A 23,569-nucleotide genomic window follows, 5' to 3' on the forward strand; every position below is an offset into this window, starting at 1 on the left:
GCTACTCCCCCATGCCCGGGTGCACGGGGACGTAGTCCACGGTGTTGCCGGAGTTGCTCCGGCCGGCCGGGGCACGGTTGAATCCCCGTGCATCGAGACCGTTCTTCGCCCGGAATTCCGCGAGCGCAGCATCGTAGGCGTTGTTGAGGGTCCGGCCGGAGAACTCACCGGTGCTGCCATCGGTGAAAGCGATCCGGATGCGGACGCTGGCCGGGTAGTGCCGGTTCATCCGGATGAAGCCGTCGGCGTCCTGGTGGAGAGTAATCAAGGGAAGCTGCTTTCGTTCGTGGGAGCAGACTCAAGTCTGCCACTCCTCTCCAACGCCGAGCACCGGACGGCGGCACCGGCTCCGCGGCCGGCAGAGGTCCGGCGCATACCGGAATGGCGCCGTTGCCGGCGGCAGTTCCCTTCCCCGTGCCCGGACCACGAAAGGCACCCGCATGCCCGCCCGCACCTCCCCCGCCAATCCGGCCAAGCCCTCGGCGTCGCACTGTTCGGCCGGACCACCACCCACAGGCACGGGCCTGATGCGGCGACGACGGCACCCACCGCGGATGCCGCCGTCGCAAGCCCCTGACCCGACCAACCCGGCCTGACTTACCGGGTGGCGGGACTCCTGGACCCCCGGCTCCCGGAGACGACCACTGCCGACGGCGGGCCTTCCGGGCTGCCGACAGGCCGGCCGGCTACTGCCCCGGGGCGCGGTAGGACGGTGTCTTCTTGGCCGCTTCGTCCAGGTCCTCCACGCTGAGGAGCGGCTTGAGGCGGACGTTGACGTTCCCGGTGGAGTTGATCAGCAGCGACAATGCTGCGGCACTGGCGTCGTCCGGCGCGTCAAAAACACCAAGGACGTCGTAGTAGCCAAAGGCGTAGTAGAAGCTCTCCAGCGTTCCGCCGACGGATTTCAGGGCGTCGGCGAGGGCGTCCCGCCGCTTGGTGCCGCCCTCTTGCATGAGCCCCTTGATGCCCTGGCCCACATACGTCGCTTCGAACAGATACTTCGGCATGGTCTTTCCCTTCCCTATATCCCGTCCTGTTGGTCGCTGCGGGAGCCAATGCCCGGGGCGTATCCGATGCAGGACGAAGTCCATGGGAGACCTGGATGTTGATGGGACCCGCGTCCGTTGCCGCTGGAAAGCCACCGGACGCCGAAGGCCCCGTCAAGGCAGACGGTATTCCTGCCCGTTGGGGCAGTCAATATGCCGGGATACCCAATCTGAAGGGGTTTTCGGGTAGGCGGCTACCGGAGGCTCAGCGCCACCACGAGGCCGATGACGACGGCGGCCACGACCCCCAGCGAGATGTAGAGACCCGCCTTCATCGAACTCTTCTGCACCGCAGCGCCGGCCCCGGGCAGCGCTTCCTGCCACGCCTTGATGGCGTCCAGTCCCTGGTAGTAAGCGAACATCATTGCGGCACCGCCGGCAGCGCCCGCCACCGCGCCCAGCCCTCCTGCGCCGCTCATGGCAGCTCCGGCCGAACCGACGCGGCTCAGGCCGGTAGGGTCCGTGCGGCCGCCCGGGTCGGCAGCCATTTCCGCCATCAGCCAGGGTGACGGGCTGGGCGACAGGGACGCGCCGACGCCCAGGATGTCGTACTTCCGGCCGTTCGCCGTCGTGACCACCATCGCCCCCATGCTCGTGAACCGGACCGCGGCCTGTGGTGCCGGCAGGGAGAATACCTTCACCCCGGCAGCGTCATGCATGCTGAACATGCCGGCGCCGTCCATGGCCACGATGACAGGTACTGTCTTGGCTCCGTTAATCATGCTCTTGCGCCAGTAGAGCAGGGACTTCATCGGGGTCGCGGAACCTGCGGGTGTTATCTCCATGGCCACAGCTTAGGCGGCGTGCCTCACCGCCCGCCCGCGGGCGGCATGGGCACATCTCCCCTGGCCCGGCCCGTCCGGCCCCTGCGGGTCGGCACCCGGGCCGGGTGCCGTCGTCGTAAGTTCCTCCCTGAACGCTACTTAAGCTTTGGCAGCAGCACAGGCGTGTTCTTCTTGTACTCCTCGTAGTCCGGCTGGCCGCCCCACTTCTTGTCCGCCTTCTTCTCCAAGGGCGGGACGCCGCTGCCCTTGGTGAGCAGCAGTGCCACGAACACCGGGGAAATCAGCGCGGCCCACTGCCAGCCCTGCAGCACGGGCAGCGCGATGATGGCCACGCCCACCCACAGGCTGATTTCGCCGAAGTAGTTCGGGTGGCGGGACTTGGACCACAAGCCGGTGTTGATGAAGCGGCCCTTGTTGGCGGGATCTGCCTTGAAGCGGTTCTTCTCGATATCCGCCATGGTCTCCACGGTGATGCCCGCGGCCCAGACCAGCAGGCCCACCCAGAAGAACCCGTCCAGGCCCACCTTCTTGTCCGAGGTGATGGCCACCCACGCCAGCGCCGCGGTGAGGACCACCCACAAGCCCTGGATGGTCCAGGTGTTCAGGAAACGGAAGAAGTCCGGCTTGAGCTCGTCGAACCGGTCGTCCTTGCCGTGCTTGCTGATCCGCAGGAACAGGAAACTGCCAAGTCTGGCAGCCCACAGCACCACCATGGCCGCCAGCAGCATGCCGCGCGCATCCACGCCCGGGGAGGCCAGCACCAGGAACACGGTAATGAAGATGTAGGTCAGGGCTCCGGTGAGGTCATAGAACTTCTCGGTCTGCGCCTTGAAGCTGGGAATGAACACCAGCCACTGGATCACGAACGCCGCGGCAACCCCCAGCGCAAACACCGGGAAGCCCCCAATCCGGGAACCGCCCTGGCTGCCGGCGAGGGCAATAAGCACCGCCACCACCACGGCGATGACGGTACTGATAAGCGCCTTGCGGCTCTGGTCCTTCATGCGTTCCGGTCCTTTCACGGGCCGCCCAACCCAGCGGCAGGATCCCAATGGGCACTTTCGGGCACACCTACATTCAACAACGCGGTAGCGCCGTCCACTTAGTCTTCGGAGCGGGAACCACGTTGTATGGGCCCCGGTCTGAAATTCGACGGTTGGGCCCGTCCGTGCACTCTCCCAGGAACGAACCGCTGGTGCAGCCGTCCCCGATCCCAGGAGTCCAGCATGAGCCCCCGCACCAAGAACTGGCTGACCGCCTACGTTGTCAGTGCCGTGATTTTCGCCGTCCTGGACGTGGTGTGGATCCTGCTGGTGGCCAACCCGCAGTACCAAAGCCAGATCGGCCACCTGCTGGCACCCAAGGCCAACCTGGCCGGAGCCGTCCTGTTCTATGTCATCTTCGTGGCCGGGATGGTGCACTACGGCGTCCGACCCAACACCCCCGATGCCACGGTACGTAAGCGCGTCACGGGAGCAGCCCTGTTCGGGTTCTTCACCTACGCCACCTGGGCGCTGACCGGGCTGGCCGTGCTGAAGGATTTCCCTGCCGTGGTGGCCCTGACGGACATCCTCTGGGGCGCCGCGGCCTGCAGCATCGTCACCTGGGCTACCGCCACCCTGCTGCGGCGCCGGCTCGCACGGCCCAACCCCGCCTGACCGTCCCGCACCCGCGTCACGCAGGGCACGCTTTGGGCCCACGCCCGGCGACCGAACCCCGGCAAACCGGGGGCCGCCGTCGTCTGTTCCCGCCAAAGCGTGCTCCGCGTGACGTCCCGCGCACGGACTGGCCCAGTTTTCGCAGCGCAACCCCGAAAAATGGGCGGAGCCGCCGGGGTTACCTCCCAAAAACCGGGCCAGTATGAGCCGCCGGCCGCAGAAGTCAGCCGAAAAGCGCGGCCACCTGGGTCAGCGTCTGGAAGACCCCGAACGCCAGCGGGATCCCCACCAGGACCCAGCCCAGGACCAGCCTGCCCGTGGACCGTTGTACCGGTGCCTGCCCGCCGTGGGTATGTGCAGTGCTGCTCATTTCAGGCCTCCCTGGGAAGATTCGTGCCGCTCGGGGCGGGGTTCGTGAAACCGTGCGTCGACGGGTTTGACCAGCAGGTTGGCGACAAAGCCGATCACCAGCAGTCCCACCATGGTGAGCAGCGCGGGCTGGTAGGACACGGCATTCAGCTGGCCGGGTTTGCCCTGCGCGTCCAGGATGCCGTTGACGATCAGCGGGCCGGCCACCCCGGCCGCTGACCAGGCAGTCAGCAACCGGCCGTGGATGGCGCCCACCTGGAAGGTCCCGAACAGGTCACGCAGGTAGGCCGGGACGGTAGCAAATCCGCCACCGTAGAACGAGATGATGACGAAGGCGAGCACCACATACAGGGCTGTGGCGCTGGAACCGGCAAGGGCCAGAACCGTGTACAGCACAGCCCCCACGCCCAGGTACACCATGTAGATCCGCTTGCGGCCCGTGACGTCGGAGGTGGCGGACCAGGCGAACCGGCCCGACATGTTGCCGATGGACAGCAGACCAACGAAACCCGCGGCCACGCCGGCGCTCACCAGGGATTTCCCGTCCGACTGCCGGAAGAAGTCCTGGATCATGGGCGCGGCCTGTTCCAGGATGCCGATGCCGGCGGTGACGTTGCAGAACAGCGCCACCCACACCAGCCAGAACTGCCGGGTCTTGATGGCGTTTTTCGCGGAGACGTTCTCCGTAGTGACCAGCTTGGCGGCTTTGACCTTGGCGGGGTCGAACCCGGCCGGCCGCCAGCCGTCAGCCGGGACTTTGATGGTGAACGCGCCGAACAGCATGTACGCGAGATAGACGACGGCGAGCGTCAGGAAGAGCTTCCCCACGGCATCGCCGCTGGCCACCCAGCCCTGCGCGCCGGAGTTGGGATCGTACGCCTTGAGCAGGGCCTGGGACACCGGGCTGGCGATCAACGCACCGCCGCCGAAACCCATGATCGCCATGCCGGTGGCCAGGCCGGGACGGTCCGGGAACCACTTGATCAGCGTGGACACCGGCGAGATGTAGCCGATGCCCAGGCCGATGCCGCCCACCACGCCGTACCCCAGGTAGACGAGCCAGAGCTGGTGCGTGAAGATGCCCAGTGAGCCGATCAGGAAGCCGCCTGCCCAGAACATGGCCGAGGTGAACATCGCCTTCCTCGGACCGTTCCGGTCAACCCAGGTGCCCATGACCGCGGCGGAAAGGCCCAGCATCACGATGGCGATGGAGAAGATCACCCCGATCTCGGTCAGGCTGGCACCGAAATGCTTGACGAGTGCGGTCTTGTACACGCTGGTGGCATACGCCTGGCCGATACAGAGGTGGACGGCGAGCGCGGCCGGCGGAACAAGCCAGCGGTTGAAGCCCGGCGGGGCGATGGTTCGGTCACGGTCCAGGAAGCCCATGATGATTCCCTTGCTCGGTGGAAGACGACGGTGTCCTAAGGCGAAGGGGCCGGCCCGTTGCCTTCGGCAATCATCGTGCAGATCATCAGCAAACGTACTGTTGGCGCGCCGACCGGTAGTGAATTTACGGCGAGTGGCGGCATGGGGCGCACGGCCGGCCCTTGAATGCACCCCGGCAAACGGAGTGCAGCGCCCCGTTTGCCGCGTCCATTGCCGTTCTGCCGCCGATGCGATATGGCAACGTTAGGAAAGAGTGGCCGCGGGGCGCATAGTTAGGAGATGACAAGCCCTTACACCCGAGGCGACTCCTTCAGCAGCGAGGCTTCCCGGAAGCACATCAGGCAGGCGCTCACGGACTACGGGGCAACGGACATCCTGTTTTCGCAGCGGGGGGACCGAAGCGCCGTGGCGTTCAGGGGTGCCGGGCGGCAATTCCGGATTGTCATGCCGCTGCTGCAGTCCGATGGTGCCCTGGCCATTCGCGGGGATATCGCGGACAGCCGGGTGCACGAAGCGAACGCGAAAATCCTCGAACGCGCCAACCGCAAGTCCTGGCACGCCCTGGCCCTGGCCATCGATGCCAAGCTCGGAGCGGCGGCCGCGGGGATCGCCACCCTTGAATCAGAATTCCTGGCCCATGTGGTCCTCCCCGGAAACCATACGGTGCTCGACGAACTCGAATCCGTCATCGATTCCGCCTACCGGTCCGGCCGGCGTCCGTCCTTCGGTGATCCGGTTCCCCATCCGCACCCTGAGGACGCGCTAATGGGCGTAGACTCAAAGTATCTCGGGACATCGTGACAGGACATCGCCTGCCCCGGAAATGAGCCCGATTCCCGGTTGCCTTCCGCGGCGGCCGGCGTACGCGGTACCGCGTTATCTCGACGCCGGCGCAGCAGGGAATCGGTACAACGAGGGGCCAGATCGCAACACAGGCCGGAACGGGATTTCTCTGTTCACCTCCACAGCAGCCGATCCGGACCCGGATCCCCTGCCCCAGTCACTCCGCCCCGCGTCCCGGGCTCCGGCAGTGCACCCTTCAGAACGCTGGTAGACACCATGACCACCATCCAAGACTTTGCCGTACGCGCCGACTCGGCGCTATCGCTCAGCGGAGTCCTCGCATCCGCGTTGCCGCATGACCTGGGCACAGCCCAGGGCCCCACACGGTACACCGTGCCGGCCGTCTTTTCGCGGCGGCCCCAGCCCCGCGAGGTCGATTTGCTGCACGGAGCCGGTACCAGGCAGCGCTTGGCCGATGCCGGGTACAGCGATGTGGAGCTCCACGTCTCCGACCGCCGCCTCCTGATCACCAACACCAACCTGGTGGACCTCAAGGCGGGCCTGGCCCATCTCGTGGGCATGATCCTCCGCGACATCTCGGCCCAGGCGGCCCAGGAACGCACCGACCGTACCGACGAACTGGAAGCGTTGGGCCAGGTGGAGGAAGAGCGCGTCGAGTCCCTTCGCAAGGCTGCTGCCGACATCCACTTCGATTAAGCCTTGCCTCCTCATGTGCCGACTGTGTGGACCGCGGCCGGCACCGGCGCAACCCGGGCGGGTCGGCGCCCCCGCATCTTCCACGAAAGGCACACCCCATGACTGATATCAGTATTCGAGACCAGTGGGACCGGCTTCCCGCCCCGGTCACGCAATGGTTGCTGGCAAACCCCGGCTGCATGATCCTTCCACGGACAATCTCCGCGGAAATCAGCGCAGCCACCGACCAAGGCACCAACGGCGATCCCCACGGCGAGACCGCCCTGTCCCAGGAGGACGTGGACTTCATCCAAATGAAGTCACATGAGGCCGAGGCGGGCTTGGCGGACCCGGATCACAAATTCTTCGACTCCGTGCAGCCTTAAGCGGATCAGGATGAGCGCGTCCGGGCCGCAGCGTCAGAGGGGCAGCGTCCGGGCGGCCCAACACTTCAGAGGGTGGCAAGGGCGCCGGTAGCGCTTTCCACCAGGACATGGGTTCCTGCCTCGACGTACACCACCTCACCGTCGATCTGGCAGGGAACGGCCTCCCGGGTTGAGAAGGCATAGCTGCTGACGCTCGGTTGATGCCCCAGCCCCAGGGTGACGGCACGGAGCGTCATCAGTGCCATCTTCATCAGCCCGGCGTGGGGCAGCGTCACCACCTCGAACCGGCCGTCGTCGGGGTAGTGCGACTCGCTGACGGTCCCGTACTTTGCCATCCGCGAGATGTTGGCCAGGATCAGGCTGTCGAACTGTGCGGTTGCCCCGTCGTCCCGGACAAGCTCAAAGGGCCTCAACCCCGAGAGTGTGCGGGCAACGGAGATGAGCTCCAGGATTTTCCCTTTGCCGCCCTGTTCGATGCCGATGGCCATCAACGGGGTCAGCCCGAACCCCACGTAGGAGTGCGCGTATAAGACCCGCTCCTCCGTTCCGGTGCTGAACGTGATCCGCAACAGGTCGATGCGCCGGACCCCGCCGGCCGACACAGCATCTCCGAAGGTTCGCACCGGCAGGCTCCGGTAGTGGTCGTTGGCATTACCTGCGGGTACGACGGCGCAAACGGCGTTGCTGCCGGGAACGTCCATCACGCCGTTGACCACCTCGTTGTACCCGCCGTCGCCGCTGACGGACACGATGAGGGGCGCGCCCCTCCCTGCCTCGGTCCGGGCAAGCCCGCGGGCGTGCCCCGCAAAGGCCGTGGGCAACAGGTCGACGGGCAGGCCCGGCAGGGCGGTGGCCAGGTCCCGCTGCAATGCCTTGATCCGCTGGCCCATCCCGGGCCGGCCCGGATTGAAGATCAGGACGGCACGGTCAAAAGAGGCGGCAGGTGCTCCGTCATCGGCCATTGGCGTACGTGTTCTCCAGGTTCTGGTGCGGGTGGCTCCAGCCTAACCCCCGACGACCGCCGCCCCATCACCCCTTCAGCCGCTGCCGGTAATTCCGGGGCGTCTCGCCGGCGTCGTTGAGGAAGTGCCGGTTGAAGTTGGACAGGTTGGAGAAGCCCACCTCATAGCAGATTTCGGACACGGGCTTGTTGCTGCGCTCCAGCAGGCGCCGGGCGTGGGCCAGGCGCAGCTTGCGGACCAGGTCGCTGAAGTTCTGCCCCGTGGCCCGCTTGAAATACTTCGAAAAGGTGGGCTCCGGCATGCCCACCAGCGCGGCAGCCTCGGACATCCGCACGCTGCCGGCGTGGTTGCTGAACACGTACTCCAGGACAAGGTCGACGACGGCGGCAGCCTGGCCGTCCAGCTGCGGCCTGAACCATGCTTCGGCCAGGTAGCGGCGGTCGCCTTCCGGCGCCCCGGCAAGGAGCGCGAACAATTCAAAGAGGTGCCGCAGCCGCTCCAGGCCGGTGGTTTGGCCCATGTTTTCGATGGCCGCTGCTGCCGCCACGGCGGTGTGGCCCAGGAATTCGATGCCCCGCGCCGACTGTTCCAGGAGCGGGCGGACCTCCGCGAGTTCGGGGACCAGGGCGGACGCCTGCTCCACCCATTTTCCGTCGAACTGGATGACGGCGTCCCGGTTCTCCAGTACCTCGCCCGGTTCCAGGTCGCTGACCCAGTCGTGCGGCAGGCCCGACCCCACGATCGACACATGGCCGGCCTCGAAGGTGCCGATGTGGTCCCCGACGATGAACTTTCCGGTGCCTTTCCGGATGAGGTGGATCTCGTACTCCGGATGGTAGTTCCACCGTGCCACGGGGCTGGGGTAGCTGTGCTGGTGCCAGCGTACCGAGTGGTTGGGATCCGGCGGGATCACCTCCCGGTTGGCCCGCATGCCCAGCAGCCGCTCTGCCAGCCGGGCGGTGGCTTCCTCCACACTGTCCGCTGTGGCCATGGTGGTCTCCGTGCATCCTGTGGTTATGAATTCTGGACAGCACTCGGGCCGCCTTGTCACAGAGTAGCGGGTGACGCGCTGTGGCGGTGCGGAAAATAAGTATCAGAAATGGGCAACCAGGGCGCTAGTTGTGAGCTGCGCCGCACCCCTAACCTTGAGGAACACCAGCACGGCGCACCGGGATTCCGGTGGCTGGCCGCGCTTTAGCCGGGCACCCCGACGCAGCAGTCGGCGGCACCGGTCCTGCATCTTCCTGAAGAACAAAGGAGTCTTTAATGCGCCCGAAAACGCGCGCTGCAGTCCTCTCCGCCGGGGCACTCTGCATCGCACTGAGCGCCACGGCATGCGCGGGTGCCGGCGGAGGCAATTCCGCCGGCAACCCGAACAGCATCAACGTACTGATGGTGAACAACCCCCAGATGGAGGACCTGCAGAAGCTCACCGCAGACAACTTCACCAAGGAAACCGGCATCAACGTAAACTTCACGATCCTGCCGGAGAACGATGTCCGGGCCAAGATCAGCCAGGAGTTCTCCAGCCAGGCCGGCCAGTACGACGTCGCCTCGCTGTCCAACTACGAGATCCCGTTCTATTCCGCCAATGGCTGGCTGGCCCCGCTGGACAGCGTGGCCAAGGACCCCGGGTTTGACCAGGCGGACATCCTCCCCGCGTACACGGCATCCCTGACCGGTACCGACGGCAAGCTGTACGGCGAGCCCTTCTACGGCGAATCGTCCTTCCTGATGTACCGCAAGGACATCCTGGCGACCCAGGGCCTTACCATGCCGGACAAACCCACGTGGGACCAGGTGGCGGACATCGCGGCGAAGGTGGACGGCGCCAGCCCCGGCATGAAGGGCATCTGCCTGCGCGGCCAGCCCGGCTGGGGCCAGGTCTTCGCCCCTTTGACCACCGTGGTGAACACGTTCGGCGGGACCTGGTTCGACAAGGACTGGAACGCCCAGGTCAACAGCCCCGAATTTGCGGCCGCCACCGAGTTCTACACCAACCTTGTCCGCCAGCACGGTGAAGCAGGTGCTGCGCAGGCCGGCTTCACCGAGTGCCTGAACAACATGAGCCAAAGCAAGGTTGCCATGTGGTACGACGCAACCTCCGCCGCCGGCGCCCTCGAAGCCGACGCTTCTCCCGTCAAGGGCAAGATCGGCTACGCCCAGGCCCCGGTAAAGGAGACCAAGTCCTCCGGCTGGCTCTGGACGTGGTCCTGGGCCATGCAGGCGGCATCCAAGAAGCAGGATGCGGCCGGGAAGTTCATCGCCTGGGCCAGCTCCAAGGACTACGAGCAGCTGGTGGCGTCCAAGCTCGGCTGGGCCAAGGTCCCCTCCGGCAAACGCATCTCCACATACGAGAATGCCGAGTTCCAGAAGGCTGCCCCGTTCTTCACCGCGGAACGATTCGCCATCGAGAACGCCGACCCCAAGAACCCGGGCACCCAGCCGCGTCCCGCCGTCGGCATCCAGTTCGTCGGCATCCCCGAGTTCGCGGCGCTGGGCACCAACGTCTCGCAAGGCGTCAGCTCGGCCATCGCCGGCCAAGGCACCGTGGCCGACGCCCTGGCGAAGGGCCAGGAAGCCGCCCGGAAAATCGGCAACAAGTACAAGCAGCCCTAACCGAACCGCAGGAGAATCCCATGACTACCGCAACGGCGCGTATCTCCCGGCCGGGACACACCGCAGCCAAACCCGCACGCAGCGCCAGGTCGCGTGAACGTGCCCTGGCCTGGGCACGCCGCGCACCGCTGCTCCCCGCCCTCGTCTTCCTTATCGTCGTCACCCAGCTCCCGTTCGTGGTGACCCTGTTCATCTCGTTCCTGAGCTGGAACAGCCTGAGCCCCGGCAAGACCGCCTTCGCCGGCCTGGAAAACTACGTCACGGTCCTTACCGACCCCGACCTGCGCCAGGCCATCTTCACCACCATCCTCCTCACCGTCTCCGTGGTCCTGGCCAGCCTGCTCATCGGGCTGGGCCTTGCGCTGCTGCTGGACAAGAAGTTCATTGGCCGCGGACTGGCACGCACCCTGCTGATCGCGCCTTTCCTGGTGGTCCCCGTTGCCGCCGCCCTGATCTGGAAGCATGCCCTCCTGAACCCCGCCTACGGGCTGGTCAACGGGATCCTCACCTGGGTCTGGTCCCTCTTCGGCAGCAGCCCCGCACCGCAACTGGACCTGCTGTCCCAGGCACCCTTGGCCGCCGTCGTCGTCTCCCTGGTGTGGCAGTGGACGCCGTTCATGATGCTCATCCTGCTCGCCGGCCTGCAGTCCCGGCCCATGGACACCGTGGAAGCTGCCCAGATGGACGGGGCCACCCCCTGGGCGATCTTCCGGCACCTGACCCTGCCGCACCTGCGCCAGTACCTGGAACTCGGCGGCCTGCTGGGTGCCATCTACATCGTGCAGAACTTCGACTCCGTCTTCACCCTCACCGCCGGCGGCCTGGGCACCGCCAACCTGCCCTACGCCATTTACCAGACCTTCTACTACGCGAACGAATACGGCCTGGCCTCCGCGGCCGGTGTGGTGGTGGTCATCGGCACCATCATCGTGGCCACGTTCGCACTCCGCACCGTCTTTTCGCTCTTCAAGAAGGAGGCAGCACGATGAGCACCCTCACTCCCGCCGCGCCCCGGGGCAACGCAACAGCCACGGCTGTTCCCGCTACCGCCCCCAATGCCCGCCGCGGCAAGTCCCGGATGGACCCCACCCGCAACAACACCGCTGCCGGGCTTGCGGCCTGGCTCCTGGCACTGCTGTTCGCGTCCCCGGTCGTGTGGATGATCCTGACCTCCTTCCACTCGGAGACTGACGCAGCCACCAACCCGCCGTCGGTGGCCGCGAACCTGACCCTGGACGCGTACCGGGAATTCTTCGGCGAAACCTCCGGCGTCAGCCCCTGGCCGTCCCTGATCAACTCCGCCACCGCTTCCATCCTGTCCACGGCGCTGGTGCTGGTCCTGGCCATCCCGGCGGCGTATGCACTCTCCATCCGGCCCGTGAAGAAGTGGACGGACGTGATGTTCTTCTTCCTGTCCACCAAGATGATGCCCGTGGTGGCGGCGATCCTGCCGCTCTACCTGTTCGCCCGCACCGTCGGTGCCCTGGACAACATCTGGTTCCTGATCCTGATGTACACGTCGATGAACCTGCCCATTGCGGTCTGGATGATGCGGTCCTTCCTCGCCGAGGTCCCGGAGGAAATGCTGGAGGCGGCCCAGATCGACGGCGCCAACCTCCTGCTCATCCTCCGCAAGGTCATCGCCCCGGTGGCCATGCCCGGGATCGCCGCCACCGCACTGATCTGCTTCATCTTCAGCTGGAACGAACTGCTCCTGGCCCGCGTCCTCACCGGGGTGGTGGCAGGCACGGCGCCCGTCTTCCTCACAGGCTTCGTCTCGGGCCAAGGCCTCTTCCTCGCCAAAGTCTGCGCGGCCGCCGTCGTCATTTCCCTGCCGGTGCTGTTCGCCGGCTTCGCCGCGCAGGACAAACTCGTCCAGGGCCTCTCCCTGGGCGCAGTGAAGTAGCCGGCGCAGCGAAAAAGCCGGCCCACCAGCCAAACACCCCTCGCACTCAGCAAAGGATCCTGCTATGACCACCACCGCCCAGTCTCCCGCCCCCACCGCCGACCTGCCGGCCACCATGCGCGCCGCCGTCCTGAAGAGCCAGGGCGACATGACCATGGAATCCCTCCCCCTCCCGCAGCTGGACGCGGACCAGGTCCTGGTGCAGGTCGCCGCCGTCGGTGTCTGCGGCAGCGACGTCCACTACTATGAGCACGGCCGGATCGGCCCGTACGTGGTGGACCACCCGCTGATCCTGGGCCACGAGCTCTCCGGCCGGATCGCCGCCGTCGGAAGCTCCGTTGGCCCGGCCCGCATCGGCAGCCGCGTCGCCGTGGAACCGCAGCGGCCCTGCCGCACCTGCAAGCAGTGCAAGGCCGGCCGGTACAACCTGTGCCCGGACATCGAGTTCTACGCCACCCCACCCGTGGACGGCGCGTTCGCCGAGTACGTCACTATCCAGTCCGACTTTGCCTACGACATTCCGGACAGCGTCAGCGATGAGGCGGCCGCCCTGATTGAACCGCTTTCCGTGGGCCTGTGGGCTTGCGAGCGCGCGGAAATCCGGCCCGGCAGCCGGGTGTTGATCGCCGGCGCGGGCCCCATCGGGATCATCGCCGCCCAGGCCGCCCGGGCGTTTGGCGCCACGGAGATCTACATCAGTGACATCGCCGAGGACCGGCTGGCTTTTGCCCTGGAACACGGGGCCACCCACGCGCTGAACGCCAGGACGGACAGCGTGGAGGGGCTCGACGTCGACGCTTTCATTGATGCGTCCGGCGCACCGCTGGCGGTCCGTTCCGGGGTCAAGGCCGTGGCACCGGCTGGCAGGGTGATCCTGGTGGGGCTGGGGGCCGACGACGTCGAGCTTCCCGTCTCATACATCCAGAACCGGGAAATCTGGCTCTCCGGGGTTTTCCGCTACACGAACACCTGGCCGCTGGCCATCCAGCTCCTCGCCGACGGCAAGGTGGACCTGGACGTCCTGGTCACCGGGAAGTTCGGGTTGGCCGAATCCGAAGAGGCGCTCAAGGCGGGAAAGCAGCCCGGCCAGCTCAAGGCCGTGGTCTACCCGGGCCGCTGACCACAGCACCATAACCCCACCAAGACACACTGCAAGGAAGCAGCCATGCCAACACCCTCCACCACCAGGGACGTCGCGGACGGCGGTCCCCTGGTCACCGTGATCGGCGAGTCCCTCGTGGACATCATCGATGACCCGCGCCGGGGAACCGCCGGCCGGAAGGCCCACCCCGGCGGCAGCCCGCTGAACGTGGCAGTGGGAACTGCCCGGCTGGGCCTTTCCACAAGCCTGGTGACGCATTACGACGACGACGCGTGCGGGCGGATCATCGATCAGCACCTGCAGGCCAACGGCGTCAGGCCGGTGCTGGGCGGCGCCGCACCCACGTCCACGGCAACGGCGGCGCTGGGCCCGGACGGCGCAGCAACCTACGCCTTCGACATCACGTGGGACATCAACGGCGCGTCGCTTCCCGCCCTGGCCGCCGTGGAAGCCTCCGCGCACATCCACACCGGTTCCATTGCCACCTCGCTTTCCCCGGGCAACCACGCCACCTTTGCCCTGGTGGAGGCGGCCCGGGACAGTGCCACCGTCAGTTACGACCCCAATTGCAGGCCCGGCATCAGTCCCGACGTTGCCGCGGCCTGCAAACAGGCTGAGGAGTTCGCCGCCGCGAGCGACCTCGTCAAGGCAAGCGACGAGGACCTGCGCTGGCTCTATCCGGACCGCACTCCCGACGAGTCGCTGGCTGCCTGGCTGGAGCTCGGCCCGGCGCTGGTGGCCCTCACCCGCGGTGCTGAGGGACCAGTGCTCCTGAACAGGCAGGGCCGCGTGGACCTGCCGGGGGAAAGCATCGACGTGGCCGATACCGTGGGGGCGGGCGACTCCTTCATGGCCGCCCTCATCTCGGGTCTCGCGCAGCTGAACCTCCTGGGAGCCGGCGCCCGCCCCCGGCTGGCGGCCCTCACGGCCACCGAGCTGCACGTCCTGGCCGGCTATGCGAACCGGGCGGCGGCCATCACCTGCTCCCGCGCCGGCGCCAACCCGCCTCGAACGGTGGAGCTGGGCCCCCTGCCACCTCCCCTTCCAGCCTGACGCGGACGTCTGCTTCCGGACGCACCCGCGTCACGCAGAGCAGACTTTGAACCCACCCGCGGGGACCAAACCCCGGAAACACGGGGCTCGCCGTCGTCTGTTGCCGTGAAAGCCTGTCCCGCGTGACGTCAGGCGCACAGACTGGCCCAGTTTTCGCAGCGAAACGCCAAGAATCCGCGCTCCCGCGGCCGTTTCCCCCTGAAAACCGGGCCAGTGTGACACGCAGGCGGCAAGCGGCAGCTGCGCGCCGGGCACGGAAACCGGAGCATGGGCCACAACGTGCGATAGCTTGGCCAGTAATCACAGCAGCTTTCGAACCTGGGCAGGGACGCATGGACGCGGACGTCATCATCATCGGCGGAGGGCTGGCCGGGCTGGTGGCCGGCAACGAGCTGGTCCGGGTCGGCAAGCGCGTAGCCATCGTGGACCAGGAGAACCAGGCCAACCTGGGCGGCCAGGCGTTCTGGTCGCTGGGCGGGCTTTTCCTGGTGGACACTCCTATGCAGCGTCGGCTGGGCGTGAAGGATTCCGTCGAGCTGGCGTGGCAGGACTGGCAGGGTTCGGCGCAGTGGGACCGGTTTTCCGGACCGCACCCTGAGGACGAGTGGGCCCGGCAATGGGGCCGCGCCTACGTTGAGTTCGCTGCCGGCGACAAGCGCGCCTGGTTGCAGGAACAGGGAATCCGGTTCACGCCCCTGGTGGGTTGGGCCGAGCGCGGCGACGGGAGGGCGGGCGGCCACGGCAACTCGGTCCCCCGCTTCCACGTCCCGTGGGGCACCGGCACCGGGGTCTCCGAACCGTTCGCGGACAAGGCGCGGGAGGCAGCTGCGACGGGCAGCGTCAAGTTCTTCTTCCGGCACCGGGTGGACGGTTTAACGTACGACGACGGTGCGGTCACCGGGGTGCGGGGCGCGGTGCTGGCACCTGATGCGTCGCCGCGTGGAGTGTCCTCCAACCGGGACGTTGTTGGGGAGTTTGAGCTGCGGGCGCAGGCCGTGGTGATCGCCTCCGGCGGGATCGGCGGCAACCATGAGCAGGTGCGGCGCTGGTGGCCGCACCGGCTGGGAACGCCGCCGCGGAAGATGGTCACCGGGGTGCCGCAGCACGTGGACGGGCGGATGCTGGACATTGCCGACGGGTCCGGGGTCCGGCTGGTGAACCGGGACCGGATGTGGCACTACACCGAGGGAATCCAGAACTGGAACCCCATCTGGCCGGACCACGCCATCCGGATCCTGCCGGGCCCGTCCTCGCTGTGGTTTGATGCGCTGGGCCGGCGGCTCCCCTCCCCCGGCCTGCCCGGCTACGACACGCTGGGCACCCTCCGCCTGTTGCGGACCACCCCGGACATTCAGCAGTACGACCATTCCTGGTTCATCCTCAACCAGCGGATCATCGAAAAGGAGTTTGCCCTTTCCGGCTCCGAACAGAACCCTGATATCACCAACCGGGACCTTAAGCTGCTGCTGAAGACCCGGCTGGGCCGCGGCGCCTCCGGCCCCATCGAGGCGTTCAAGGAGCACGGCCCGGACTTTGTGGTGGCGGACAACCTCCCGGACTTGGTGCGCGGAATGAACGGGCTCACGTCCGAGCCACTGCTGGAGTTTGGGCTGCTGCGGCGGCAGATCGAGGAGCGCGACGCCGAGATCAGGAACCCCTACTCCAAGGACATCCAGGTGGCGGGCATCCGCAACAGCCGCCGCTACCTGGGTGACAGGATCTTCCGGACGGTGAAGCCGCACCGGATCCTGGACACGAAGGCCGGTCCGTTGATAGCCGTGCGGCTGTATGTTGTCACCCGAAAGACTCTTGGCGGCATCCAGACCAATTTGTCCGGACAGGCACTCGGTCAGGACGGCCGCCCCGTTCCCGGCCTCTACGCCGCCGGGGAGGCCGCCGGGTTCGGCGGTGGCGGCGCCCACGGTTACAACGCCCTTGAGGGCACTTTCCTGGGCGGCTGCATTTTCACCGGCAGGACTGTGGGGCGTTCGCTGGCCCGGGCGTTGTAGCCGCTGCGTCCCGTGCCGGCTTGCTAGGGTCGGCGTATGGCCATCCTCCCCCGTTCCATGGACGACGTGATTTCCGAGCCGCTGCGTGCCCAGTTCGAGTTCTTCCTGGACGAACACCGGGCAGCCCTCAACGACTGCCTTGAAAGCCTGACCGAAGAGCAGGCCAGACGCCGGCTGGTGCCTTCCCGCACCACGCTGCTGGGGCTGGTGAAGCACGCCACCTTCGTGGAGAAGGTCTGGTTCGACGAAGCCGTCACGGGCCGCCCGCGCAGTGAGATCGGCATTCCGGCCACCCCGGACGAATCGTTCATCCTTGACGATGCCGACACGGTCGCCTCCGTCCGGTCAGCCCACCGCGAGGCGTGCGCCGCCTCCCGGGCCGCCGCAGCCCGGCTGGGCCTGGACGATGTGGTCACCGGCAACCGGCGCGGCCCGCTTCCACTGCGTTGGGTCTACCTGCACATGCTGCGTGAACTGGCCCAGCACTGCGGCCACGCGGACATCCTGCGCGAGCAGGTCCTGGCGGTTCCGTCACGGCTTTAACACCGTGACGGAACCGCCCTTGGACCTTTCGGCGGTCTGGTCAGGCGCCGACGGCGGCAGCCACTGCGTCCGCGGACGAGTCGCCGGCTGCCCCTGCGAGCCGCAGCCAGGTGTCCACCACGGTGTCCGGGTTCAGGGAGACGGAATTGACGCCTTCCTTCACCAGCCATTCAGCGAAGTCCGGGTGGTCGCTGGGGCCCTGGCCGCAGATGCCCACGTACTTGCCATGGGCCCGGCAGGCTTTGATGGCCATGCTGAGCAGCTTCTTCACGGCCGCGTCCCGCTCATCGAAGCTGTTGGCCACGATCGCCGAGTCACGGTCCAGGCCCAGGGTCAGCTGGGTCATGTCGTTCGAGCCGATGGAGAAGCCGTCGAAGTACTCCAGGAACTCGTCGGCGAGCAACGCGTTGGAGGGCAGTTCGCACATCATGATCACTTCAAGCCCGTTTTCGCCGCGGCGCAGGCCGTTCTCAGCGAGCAGGTCGATTACGCCCCGTGCCTCGTCCAGGGTCCGCACGAACGGGATCATGAGCTTGACGTTGGTCAGGCCCATCTCGTTGCGGACGAAGGACAGGGCCTCACATTCAAGGTCGAAGCAGTCCCGGAAGGACGGCTCCAGGTAGCGGGACGCGCCGCGGAACCCGATCATCGGGTTCTCCTCGTGCGGCTCGTACGCCGGGCCGCCGATCAGGTTGGCGTACTCGTTGGACTTGAAGTCGGACATCCGGACGATCACCGGTTCCGGCGCAAACGCCGCGGCGATGGTGGCCACGCCCTCGGCCAGGCGCTTGATGTAGTAGTCCCGGGGGCCGCTGTAGGCGGCGATTCGCCCGCGGATTTCGGCGGCCACATCCTCCGGCTGGCTGTCCAGGTTCAGCAGCGCCTTGGGGTGGATGCCGATCTGCCGGTTGATGATGAACTCCAGCCGGGCCAGGCCCACGCCGTGGTTGGGCAGCTGCGCGAAAGTGAACGCCTGCTCCGGGGTGCCCACGTTCATCATGACCTTCACCGGCGCCTCGGGCAGCTGGGTGACCCCGGTTTCCTCGACGCTGAAGTCCAGCAGGCCCTGGTAGATGGTGCCGGTCTCGCCGTCGGCGCAGGACACGGTGACCTCCTGGCCGTCGGCCAGCGAGTCAGTGGCGTTGCCGGTACCGACGACGGCGGGAATCCCCAATTCGCGGGCGATGATGGCCGCGTGGCAGGTGCGTCCGCCGCGGTTGGTGACGATGGCGGAGGCACGCTTCATGATCGGTTCCCAGTCGGGGTCGGTCATGTCCGCCACCAGCACGTCGCCGCTCTGGAACGAGGCCATCTGGTCGATCGCGGTGAGGATCCGGACCTTCCCGGCGCCGATCCGCTGGCCGATGGCGCGGCCTTCCACCAGCACCGGGCCGGTGGCGTTCAGGCGGAAGCGGCTCTGGCTGCCGGGGGCGCGGCGGGACTGCACGGTTTCGGGGCGGGCCTGCAGGATGTACAGGCCGCCGTCAATGCCGTCCTTGCCCCACTCAATGTCCATCGGACGGCCGTAATGCTTCTCAATGGCGACGGCGTGGCGCGCCAGCTGCTCGACGTCGTCGTCCGTGAGGCTGAACCGCGCGCGCTGCGAAGCCTCCACCGGCACGAAATCAATGGTGCGGCCGATCTCGCTGTTGTTGGTGTAGGTCATCTGGAGGGCCTTCTCGCCCAGGCCCCGCTTCAGGATCGCGGGGCGGCCTGCTTCCAAGGCGGGCTTGTAGACGTAGAACTCGTCAGGGTTCACGGCCCCCTGCACCACCGCTTCACCCAGCCCGTAGGAGGAGGTGACGAACACGGCGTCCTGGAAGCCGGACTCGGTGTCCATGGTGAACATGACGCCGGAAGCGCCGACGTCGGAACGCACCATGCGCTGGATGCCCGCGGAAAGTGCCACCTCGGCGTGCTCGAACTTGTGGTGCACACGGTAGGCGATGGCGCGGTCGTTGTAGAGCGAGGCGAAGACATCCTTGATGGCCTGCAGGATGTTCTCGATGCCGCGAACGTTCAGGAAGGTCTCCTGCTGCCCGGCGAAGGAGGCATCGGGAAGGTCTTCCGCCGTGGCGCTGGAACGCACCGCCCAGGAAAGGTCCTGGGAGCCGGCGTGCTTGTCCACGAGTTGCTGGTACGCCTCGCGGACCTGCGCCTCGAAATCCGCCAGGAACGGCGTTTCGCGGACCAGGGACCGGATCTCCTGGCCGGCAGCCGCCAGCGCCGTCACGTCATCCGTGTCCAAGCCGACGAGCCGGTCGGCGATCTTCTGGTCCAGGCCGGAATCGGACAGGAACCGGCGGTACGCGTCCGCTGTGGTGGCGAAACCATCCGGAACCTGGACGCCGGCGGACGTCAGGTTCTGCACCATCTCGCCCAGGGAGGCGTTCTTGCCGCCCACCTTGTCCAGGTCCTTAAGTCCAAGTTCAGAGAACCAAAGAACGTCTGTGGTCATGATTGCTGCTCCTTTGCAGAGGGTGGCTTAGGCGTTGCTGGCCGCCCACGGTAGTGCCGGCCGGAAGAAAAACCTTGTCAACAGTGGCAGGTCTGCCGCGCACTTTCCACATGATGTGCGCCACGCCACGTTTGTGAATTGTTGCTAGTGCTTGAGGTTCATCCGCTGCAGGATGGTGGCCGCCATTTCCTCCACGGACACGGTGGCCGAGTTCAGGTAAGGGATCCGGTGGGATACGTACAGTTGTTCCGCGCTGCGCAGCTCAAAGCCGCACTGCCGCAAGGACGCGTAGGGCGAGCTGGGCCGCCGCTCTGTCCGGATCTGGCTCAGGCGCAGCGGGTTGGAGGACAGGCCGAAACACTTGGACACGAAGGGCTGCAGCGGCTTGGGCAGCCCGTCCCGCTGGAAGTCCTCGTCCACCAGCGGAAAGTTGGCAGCGAAGATCCCGTGCTGGAGGGCCAGGTACATGGTGGTGGGGGTCTTGCCGCACCGGGACGGCGCCACCAGGATCACCTGCGCCTTTTCCAGGGCACGCAGGCTCTGGCCGTCGTCGTGCTCCATCGCATACTCCACGGCAGCCATCCGGGACTGGTACCGCGCAGCGTTCCCCAGGCCGTGCGCCCTGCCGGGCTCGCCGCTGGCCGCCGCGCCAAGTGCCTGTTCCAGCACGCCCACGTGCGTGCCGATCAGGTCCACGATGACGCCCTTGCAGCCGGCCAGGATCTGCCGGATTTCGCTGCTCACCGCAGTGGAGAAGACCAGGGGCCGGGGGCCGGTTGCGGCAAGGCCGTCGATGGTGCGCACCACGGCGCGGGCCTGCTCGGCTGTGGTGATGAAGGGGATGGTGACGCGGTCAAAGTCGGCCACCGGGAACTGGGTCAGCAACGTGTTGCCCAGAGTTTCCGCGGTGATGCCCGTACTGTCCGACAGGAAATAGACAGGGCGTTGAGCAGCAGTGGTCATGCCTATGACCTTATCGCCCGGCCAGGACTGGACGGGCGATGCCCTTTGCCGGCTGTGGGTCCCGGCCCCGGTCACGCCGCTTTGATGGGCGACTTGCCCCCGGTGGATGCTGCCTGGTTCTCGCGGGCCAGGAAGGCGGAGAGTTCACCGATGGTGCTCATGAGCGGGGCGGGGAAGACCACCGTGGTGTTCTTGTCGACGCCGATTTCCACCAGGGACTGCAGGTTGCGGAGCTGCAACGCCAGCGGGTGCGCCATCATGGTGTCGGAGGCGTCGCCCAGGGCTGTTGCTGCGATGGCCTCGCCTTCTGCGGCGATGATCTTCGCCCTCTTTTCACGTTCGGCTTCAGCCTGGCGGGCCATGGCACGCTTCATGCTTTCAGGCAGTTGGATGTCCTTCAGCTCCACCAAGGTGACTTCCACACCCCACTCGACGGTGAGTACGTCGAGGATTTCGCGGATATCCACGTTGATCCGCTCGGTCTCGGACAGGGTCTGGTCCAAGGTGTGGCGGCCAACGACTTTCCGCAACGTGGTCTGGGCGATCTGGTCGATGGCCGCGGCCACGTTCTCGATCGCGATGACGGACTTTACGGCGTCCACCACGCGATAGTAGGCCACCGCAGAGACATCGACGCTCACGTTGTCCTGCGTAATGATGCCTTGGGACTGGATGGGCATGGTCACGATCCGGAGGCTGACCAGAGGCAGCCGGTCGATGACCGGGATGATCAGCCGCAGGCCAGGGTCCCTGACACCGATGACCCTGCCAAGCCGGAACAGCACGCCCTTCTCGTATTGGCGCACGATCCGGATGGACATCTTCGCGACGATGAGCAGCAGGATGACGAGGACGATAACAATGACGGTGGTGGGGTCCATCAGGATCCCCTCCTATAAATGGCGGGACGTGCCGTCGCCAGGCCGGCGCCGTGACAGGTGTCCTTGCCTTCATTGTCCCACTAAAGGCGGGAGGGAGCCCCGGCTGCGGTTACGCCCCCGGGTAAACGTCCGCGGCCGCCGCTGGGCCGGCAAATCCGGAGCATACTGAAGTATGAATACGACAGGCGCCGCCTGGTGGTTACCCTGGCTGGTCCTCATCCCCTGCGTGGCCATCTGGGGCTACAGCCTGGTCGACTTCAGCCAGACAGATGAACGGGACATACGAACCTTCAGCAGGGACACCTGGCTGCTGCTCCTCGTCTTCGGAAGCGTGGCAGGAGGAGTCGCGTGGCTCGTGGCCGGCCGTCCCCGGCGGCCCGATGTCCGCCGTCGAACCTAAGTCGCCGAGACGATACTTCCGTAGCCCTGCAGGAACATCCGGCGGCCCTGGCCTTCATCCGTCCACACCCAGATGATCGAATAATCGGACGTCACGGCGTCCACGACTCCCGTGCCGGCAAGGGTTCCCTCGGCGAAACTGACCCGGTCCCCCACCGCAAGCCGGGGGTGCCTGGTCCGTTTCCTCCTAGGACTGATTATGGCGGTTTCCCCTGCCACTGCGGGGTCTGACAGGCAGGTGCTGACGTGCTGGCGCATCGGTTTCCTCCGGGCTCGGGCGGACGGTCAGCTCATTACAACCCTGCCCGCTGCTCCCAGGTCACGCGCTCGGCACGTGGTGCAGCAAGATTAGCGCGGCGTAACGCCCGGATGCACAGCCCGGAGGCTGCGGACGGAGTGTGACTGATCCAGCGTCCCCGTGAACCGTCAGTCCAGCGCAGCGACCGACCCCAGCGCGTCCCAGGCGAAACTGGCCAGCCAGTGCGTGGACATAAAGTCCCCGCTTTCCAGCCCGGACAGCCCGGCCTTCAGGAGCGGATCCAATGCCGCGCCCAACACAGCGGAAGCTGCGGAAGCCTCCGGAGCGGCGGAGCCACGAAGCGCGGCGATGATCCGTGCCACCTGGCCGGCGCGGGTCAGGTTCAGCCCGTGCAGGTGCACCAGGTAGCCGTCGGTCTCATCCGTCACGCTCACCGGCTGCAGGATCCGCGACTCCGTGGAAAGGCCCGGCAGGAACGCTCCGAACCAGTCTGCGAACTCGTCGGCGGTCAGGACACGGCGCATCAAGTCCGCCTCGCTGAGGCCGGCGGAGAGGAAGTCCTGGCCGCTGAGCTCCCAGTCGCCCGGCCAGCCGCGGTCATTCCCGAACCAGGTGCGGGCCGCCTCCTCGCATGCCTTCGCAGCGTCATCGCGGCCCAAGGACCGGAAAGCGTCGAGCATGTAGCCCACGCCGAAGGCCGCGTTGGTGTGCAGCCCGTGCCGGACGGGGTACTGGGCCTTGGCCATCCATGCCTCGCTGAGCTGCGCCACCGCATCCACCAGTGGATCCAAGGCGGCGCCCCATTCACGAATCTCCGCATCGGAGGACGCGGAACATGTGGCGGCAAGCCGCATCAGCCACGCCCAGCCATACGGACGTTCCCAGGACGGGTTGGCCAGCAGGTAGTCCCGTTCCACCGCCAGCTTGGCCGGAGTCAGGTTGGCGCCCAGCGCTTCCCGCAGCGACGCGGCGGTGGAGCTGTCCACCCAAGCCGCCGTCCCGCCGTCGGACGCCCCCTCCGGAGCAACCCCGGCAGAAGGTGACCCGGCGGCAGCCCCCAGCAAACTGGCCCCCAGCCAGTGCATGTGCACGCAGGAGTGCCAGTCAAAGGACGTGTAGAACGCGGGGTGGATCTGTTCCGGGGTGGGGCGGTCGTCGGCGGAGACCTGGGTGTGGTGCGCCGAATGCGGGAAGGGCTCGTGCAGGTTGCCAAGCACCACCGCAGCGTAGTCCGGTGCCGCCTGAGCGCGGAGATCGTTGTCCATCATGCTCCTTTGAAAGCCAAAATCACGGAAAGGAAGGG

General features: G+C 66.7%; 25 protein-coding genes. 12 read left to right on the forward strand and 13 right to left on the reverse strand.

The window, feature by feature from the left end:
• Position 1: 1 nt before the first annotated feature.
• The 4 genes from QF050_RS19105 to QF050_RS19120 all read right to left on the reverse strand — a co-directional run bounded on the left by QF050_RS19105 (position 2) and on the right by QF050_RS19120 (position 2,835).
• Positions 2–268, reverse strand: a complete 267-nt coding sequence (locus tag QF050_RS19105; RefSeq protein ID WP_308931844.1) for a hypothetical protein — start codon at positions 266–268, stop codon at positions 2–4.
• 418 nt (positions 269–686) lie between these two features.
• Positions 687–1,007 (reverse strand): GYD domain-containing protein, encoded by a 321-nt coding sequence (locus tag QF050_RS19110; RefSeq protein WP_308931845.1) that lies wholly within the window; start codon positions 1,005–1,007, stop codon positions 687–689.
• 233 nt (positions 1,008–1,240) lie between these two features.
• Complete coding sequence (locus QF050_RS19115) at positions 1,241–1,831, reverse strand: hypothetical protein (RefSeq protein ID WP_308931846.1); 591 nt, start codon at positions 1,829–1,831, stop codon at positions 1,241–1,243.
• A gap of 134 nt (positions 1,832–1,965) precedes the next feature.
• Positions 1,966–2,835: a DUF1295 domain-containing protein gene (locus QF050_RS19120; RefSeq protein WP_308931847.1), complete on the reverse strand. Its 870-nt coding sequence runs from the start codon at positions 2,833–2,835 to the stop codon at positions 1,966–1,968.
• A gap of 222 nt (positions 2,836–3,057) precedes the next feature.
• Here QF050_RS19120 and QF050_RS19125 point away from each other — a divergent pair, with 222 nt between their 5' ends.
• Positions 3,058–3,489, forward strand: a complete 432-nt coding sequence (locus QF050_RS19125) for a DUF2177 family protein (RefSeq protein ID WP_308931848.1) — start codon at positions 3,058–3,060, stop codon at positions 3,487–3,489.
• 223 nt (positions 3,490–3,712) lie between these two features.
• On the opposite strand, the gene QF050_RS19130 is transcribed toward QF050_RS19125, so the two are convergent.
• A complete protein-coding gene (locus QF050_RS19130) occupies positions 3,713–3,859 on the reverse strand; it encodes a hypothetical protein (protein WP_308931849.1) in 147 nt (48 codons plus the stop codon).
• Positions 3,856–5,247, reverse strand: a complete 1,392-nt coding sequence (locus QF050_RS19135; protein ID WP_308931850.1) for an OFA family MFS transporter — start codon at positions 5,245–5,247, stop codon at positions 3,856–3,858. The genes QF050_RS19130 and QF050_RS19135 overlap by 4 nt, the downstream gene beginning before the upstream one ends.
• Before the next feature lie 279 nt (positions 5,248–5,526).
• Here QF050_RS19135 and QF050_RS19140 point away from each other — a divergent pair, with 279 nt between their 5' ends.
• From QF050_RS19140 to QF050_RS19150, 3 genes are all read left to right on the forward strand, one after another.
• Positions 5,527–6,048, forward strand: coding sequence for a hypothetical protein (locus tag QF050_RS19140; RefSeq protein WP_308931851.1), 522 nt, complete (start codon positions 5,527–5,529; stop codon positions 6,046–6,048).
• A gap of 258 nt (positions 6,049–6,306) precedes the next feature.
• Positions 6,307–6,747 (forward strand): hypothetical protein, encoded by a 441-nt coding sequence (locus tag QF050_RS19145; protein ID WP_308931852.1) that lies wholly within the window; start codon positions 6,307–6,309, stop codon positions 6,745–6,747.
• A gap of 98 nt (positions 6,748–6,845) precedes the next feature.
• A complete protein-coding gene (locus tag QF050_RS19150) occupies positions 6,846–7,112 on the forward strand; it encodes a hypothetical protein (RefSeq protein ID WP_308931853.1) in 267 nt (88 codons plus the stop codon).
• A gap of 65 nt (positions 7,113–7,177) precedes the next feature.
• Here QF050_RS19150 and QF050_RS19155 read toward each other — a convergent pair whose 3' ends face one another.
• Both QF050_RS19155 and QF050_RS19160 read right to left on the reverse strand, forming a co-directional pair.
• Positions 7,178–8,074, reverse strand: a complete 897-nt coding sequence (locus tag QF050_RS19155) for a diacylglycerol kinase family protein (RefSeq protein ID WP_308931854.1) — start codon at positions 8,072–8,074, stop codon at positions 7,178–7,180.
• 67 nt (positions 8,075–8,141) lie between these two features.
• Positions 8,142–9,065, reverse strand: coding sequence for an AraC family transcriptional regulator (locus QF050_RS19160; RefSeq protein ID WP_308931855.1), 924 nt, complete (start codon positions 9,063–9,065; stop codon positions 8,142–8,144).
• Positions 9,066–9,340: 275 nt separating this feature from the next.
• Between QF050_RS19160 and QF050_RS19165 the strand changes: the two genes are divergently transcribed.
• From QF050_RS19165 to QF050_RS19195, 7 genes are all read left to right on the forward strand, one after another.
• Entirely contained in the window at positions 9,341–10,693 is a 1,353-nt protein-coding gene (locus QF050_RS19165; protein ID WP_308931856.1) for a sugar ABC transporter substrate-binding protein, read from the forward strand.
• Between the two features lie 20 nt (positions 10,694–10,713).
• Positions 10,714–11,682, forward strand: a complete 969-nt coding sequence (locus QF050_RS19170) for a sugar ABC transporter permease (protein WP_308931857.1) — start codon at positions 10,714–10,716, stop codon at positions 11,680–11,682.
• The gene (locus tag QF050_RS19175) at positions 11,679–12,599 is read left to right on the forward strand and encodes a carbohydrate ABC transporter permease (RefSeq protein WP_374121551.1); all 921 of its coding nucleotides are present in this window, start codon (positions 11,679–11,681) and stop codon (positions 12,597–12,599) included. The genes QF050_RS19170 and QF050_RS19175 overlap by 4 nt, the downstream gene beginning before the upstream one ends.
• A gap of 64 nt (positions 12,600–12,663) precedes the next feature.
• Positions 12,664–13,719 (forward strand): NAD(P)-dependent alcohol dehydrogenase, encoded by a 1,056-nt coding sequence (locus QF050_RS19180; protein ID WP_308931858.1) that lies wholly within the window; start codon positions 12,664–12,666, stop codon positions 13,717–13,719.
• Between the two features lie 45 nt (positions 13,720–13,764).
• Entirely contained in the window at positions 13,765–14,754 is a 990-nt protein-coding gene (locus QF050_RS19185) for a carbohydrate kinase (RefSeq protein ID WP_308931859.1), read from the forward strand.
• A 332-nt stretch (positions 14,755–15,086) separates the two neighbouring features.
• Positions 15,087–16,763, forward strand: coding sequence for an FAD-binding dehydrogenase (locus tag QF050_RS19190; protein WP_308931860.1), 1,677 nt, complete (start codon positions 15,087–15,089; stop codon positions 16,761–16,763).
• A 36-nt stretch (positions 16,764–16,799) separates the two neighbouring features.
• Complete coding sequence (locus QF050_RS19195) at positions 16,800–17,306, forward strand: DinB family protein (protein ID WP_308931861.1); 507 nt, start codon at positions 16,800–16,802, stop codon at positions 17,304–17,306.
• A gap of 40 nt (positions 17,307–17,346) precedes the next feature.
• Here QF050_RS19195 and ppsA read toward each other — a convergent pair whose 3' ends face one another.
• The 3 genes from ppsA to QF050_RS19210 form a co-directional block, all read right to left on the reverse strand.
• Positions 17,347–19,764 carry a phosphoenolpyruvate synthase gene (ppsA, locus tag QF050_RS19200; RefSeq protein ID WP_308931862.1) on the reverse strand — a complete coding sequence of 806 codons (2,418 nt, stop codon included), beginning with the start codon at positions 19,762–19,764 and terminating at the stop codon, positions 17,347–17,349.
• 144 nt (positions 19,765–19,908) lie between these two features.
• Positions 19,909–20,727, reverse strand: coding sequence for a pyruvate, water dikinase regulatory protein (locus QF050_RS19205; protein WP_308931863.1), 819 nt, complete (start codon positions 20,725–20,727; stop codon positions 19,909–19,911).
• A gap of 71 nt (positions 20,728–20,798) precedes the next feature.
• Positions 20,799–21,608, reverse strand: coding sequence for a slipin family protein (locus QF050_RS19210; RefSeq protein ID WP_308931864.1), 810 nt, complete (start codon positions 21,606–21,608; stop codon positions 20,799–20,801).
• Between the two features lie 172 nt (positions 21,609–21,780).
• Here QF050_RS19210 and QF050_RS19215 point away from each other — a divergent pair, with 172 nt between their 5' ends.
• The gene (locus QF050_RS19215; protein WP_308931865.1) at positions 21,781–22,008 is read left to right on the forward strand and encodes a PLDc N-terminal domain-containing protein; all 228 of its coding nucleotides are present in this window, start codon (positions 21,781–21,783) and stop codon (positions 22,006–22,008) included.
• Here QF050_RS19215 and QF050_RS19220 read toward each other — a convergent pair.
• A complete protein-coding gene (locus tag QF050_RS19220; RefSeq protein ID WP_308931866.1) occupies positions 22,005–22,265 on the reverse strand; it encodes a hypothetical protein in 261 nt (86 codons plus the stop codon). The genes QF050_RS19215 and QF050_RS19220 overlap by 4 nt on opposite strands.
• 168 nt (positions 22,266–22,433) lie before the next feature.
• On the reverse strand, positions 22,434–23,531 hold the full coding sequence (locus QF050_RS19225) for a DUF2891 family protein (RefSeq protein WP_308931867.1): 1,098 nt from the start codon (positions 23,529–23,531) through the stop codon (positions 22,434–22,436).
• Positions 23,532–23,569: the final 38 nt, after the last annotated feature.

The sequence above is a fragment of the Arthrobacter sp. SLBN-112 genome, assembly GCF_030944625.1.
In the GTDB taxonomy this organism is placed as follows: domain Bacteria; phylum Actinomycetota; class Actinomycetes; order Actinomycetales; family Micrococcaceae; genus Arthrobacter.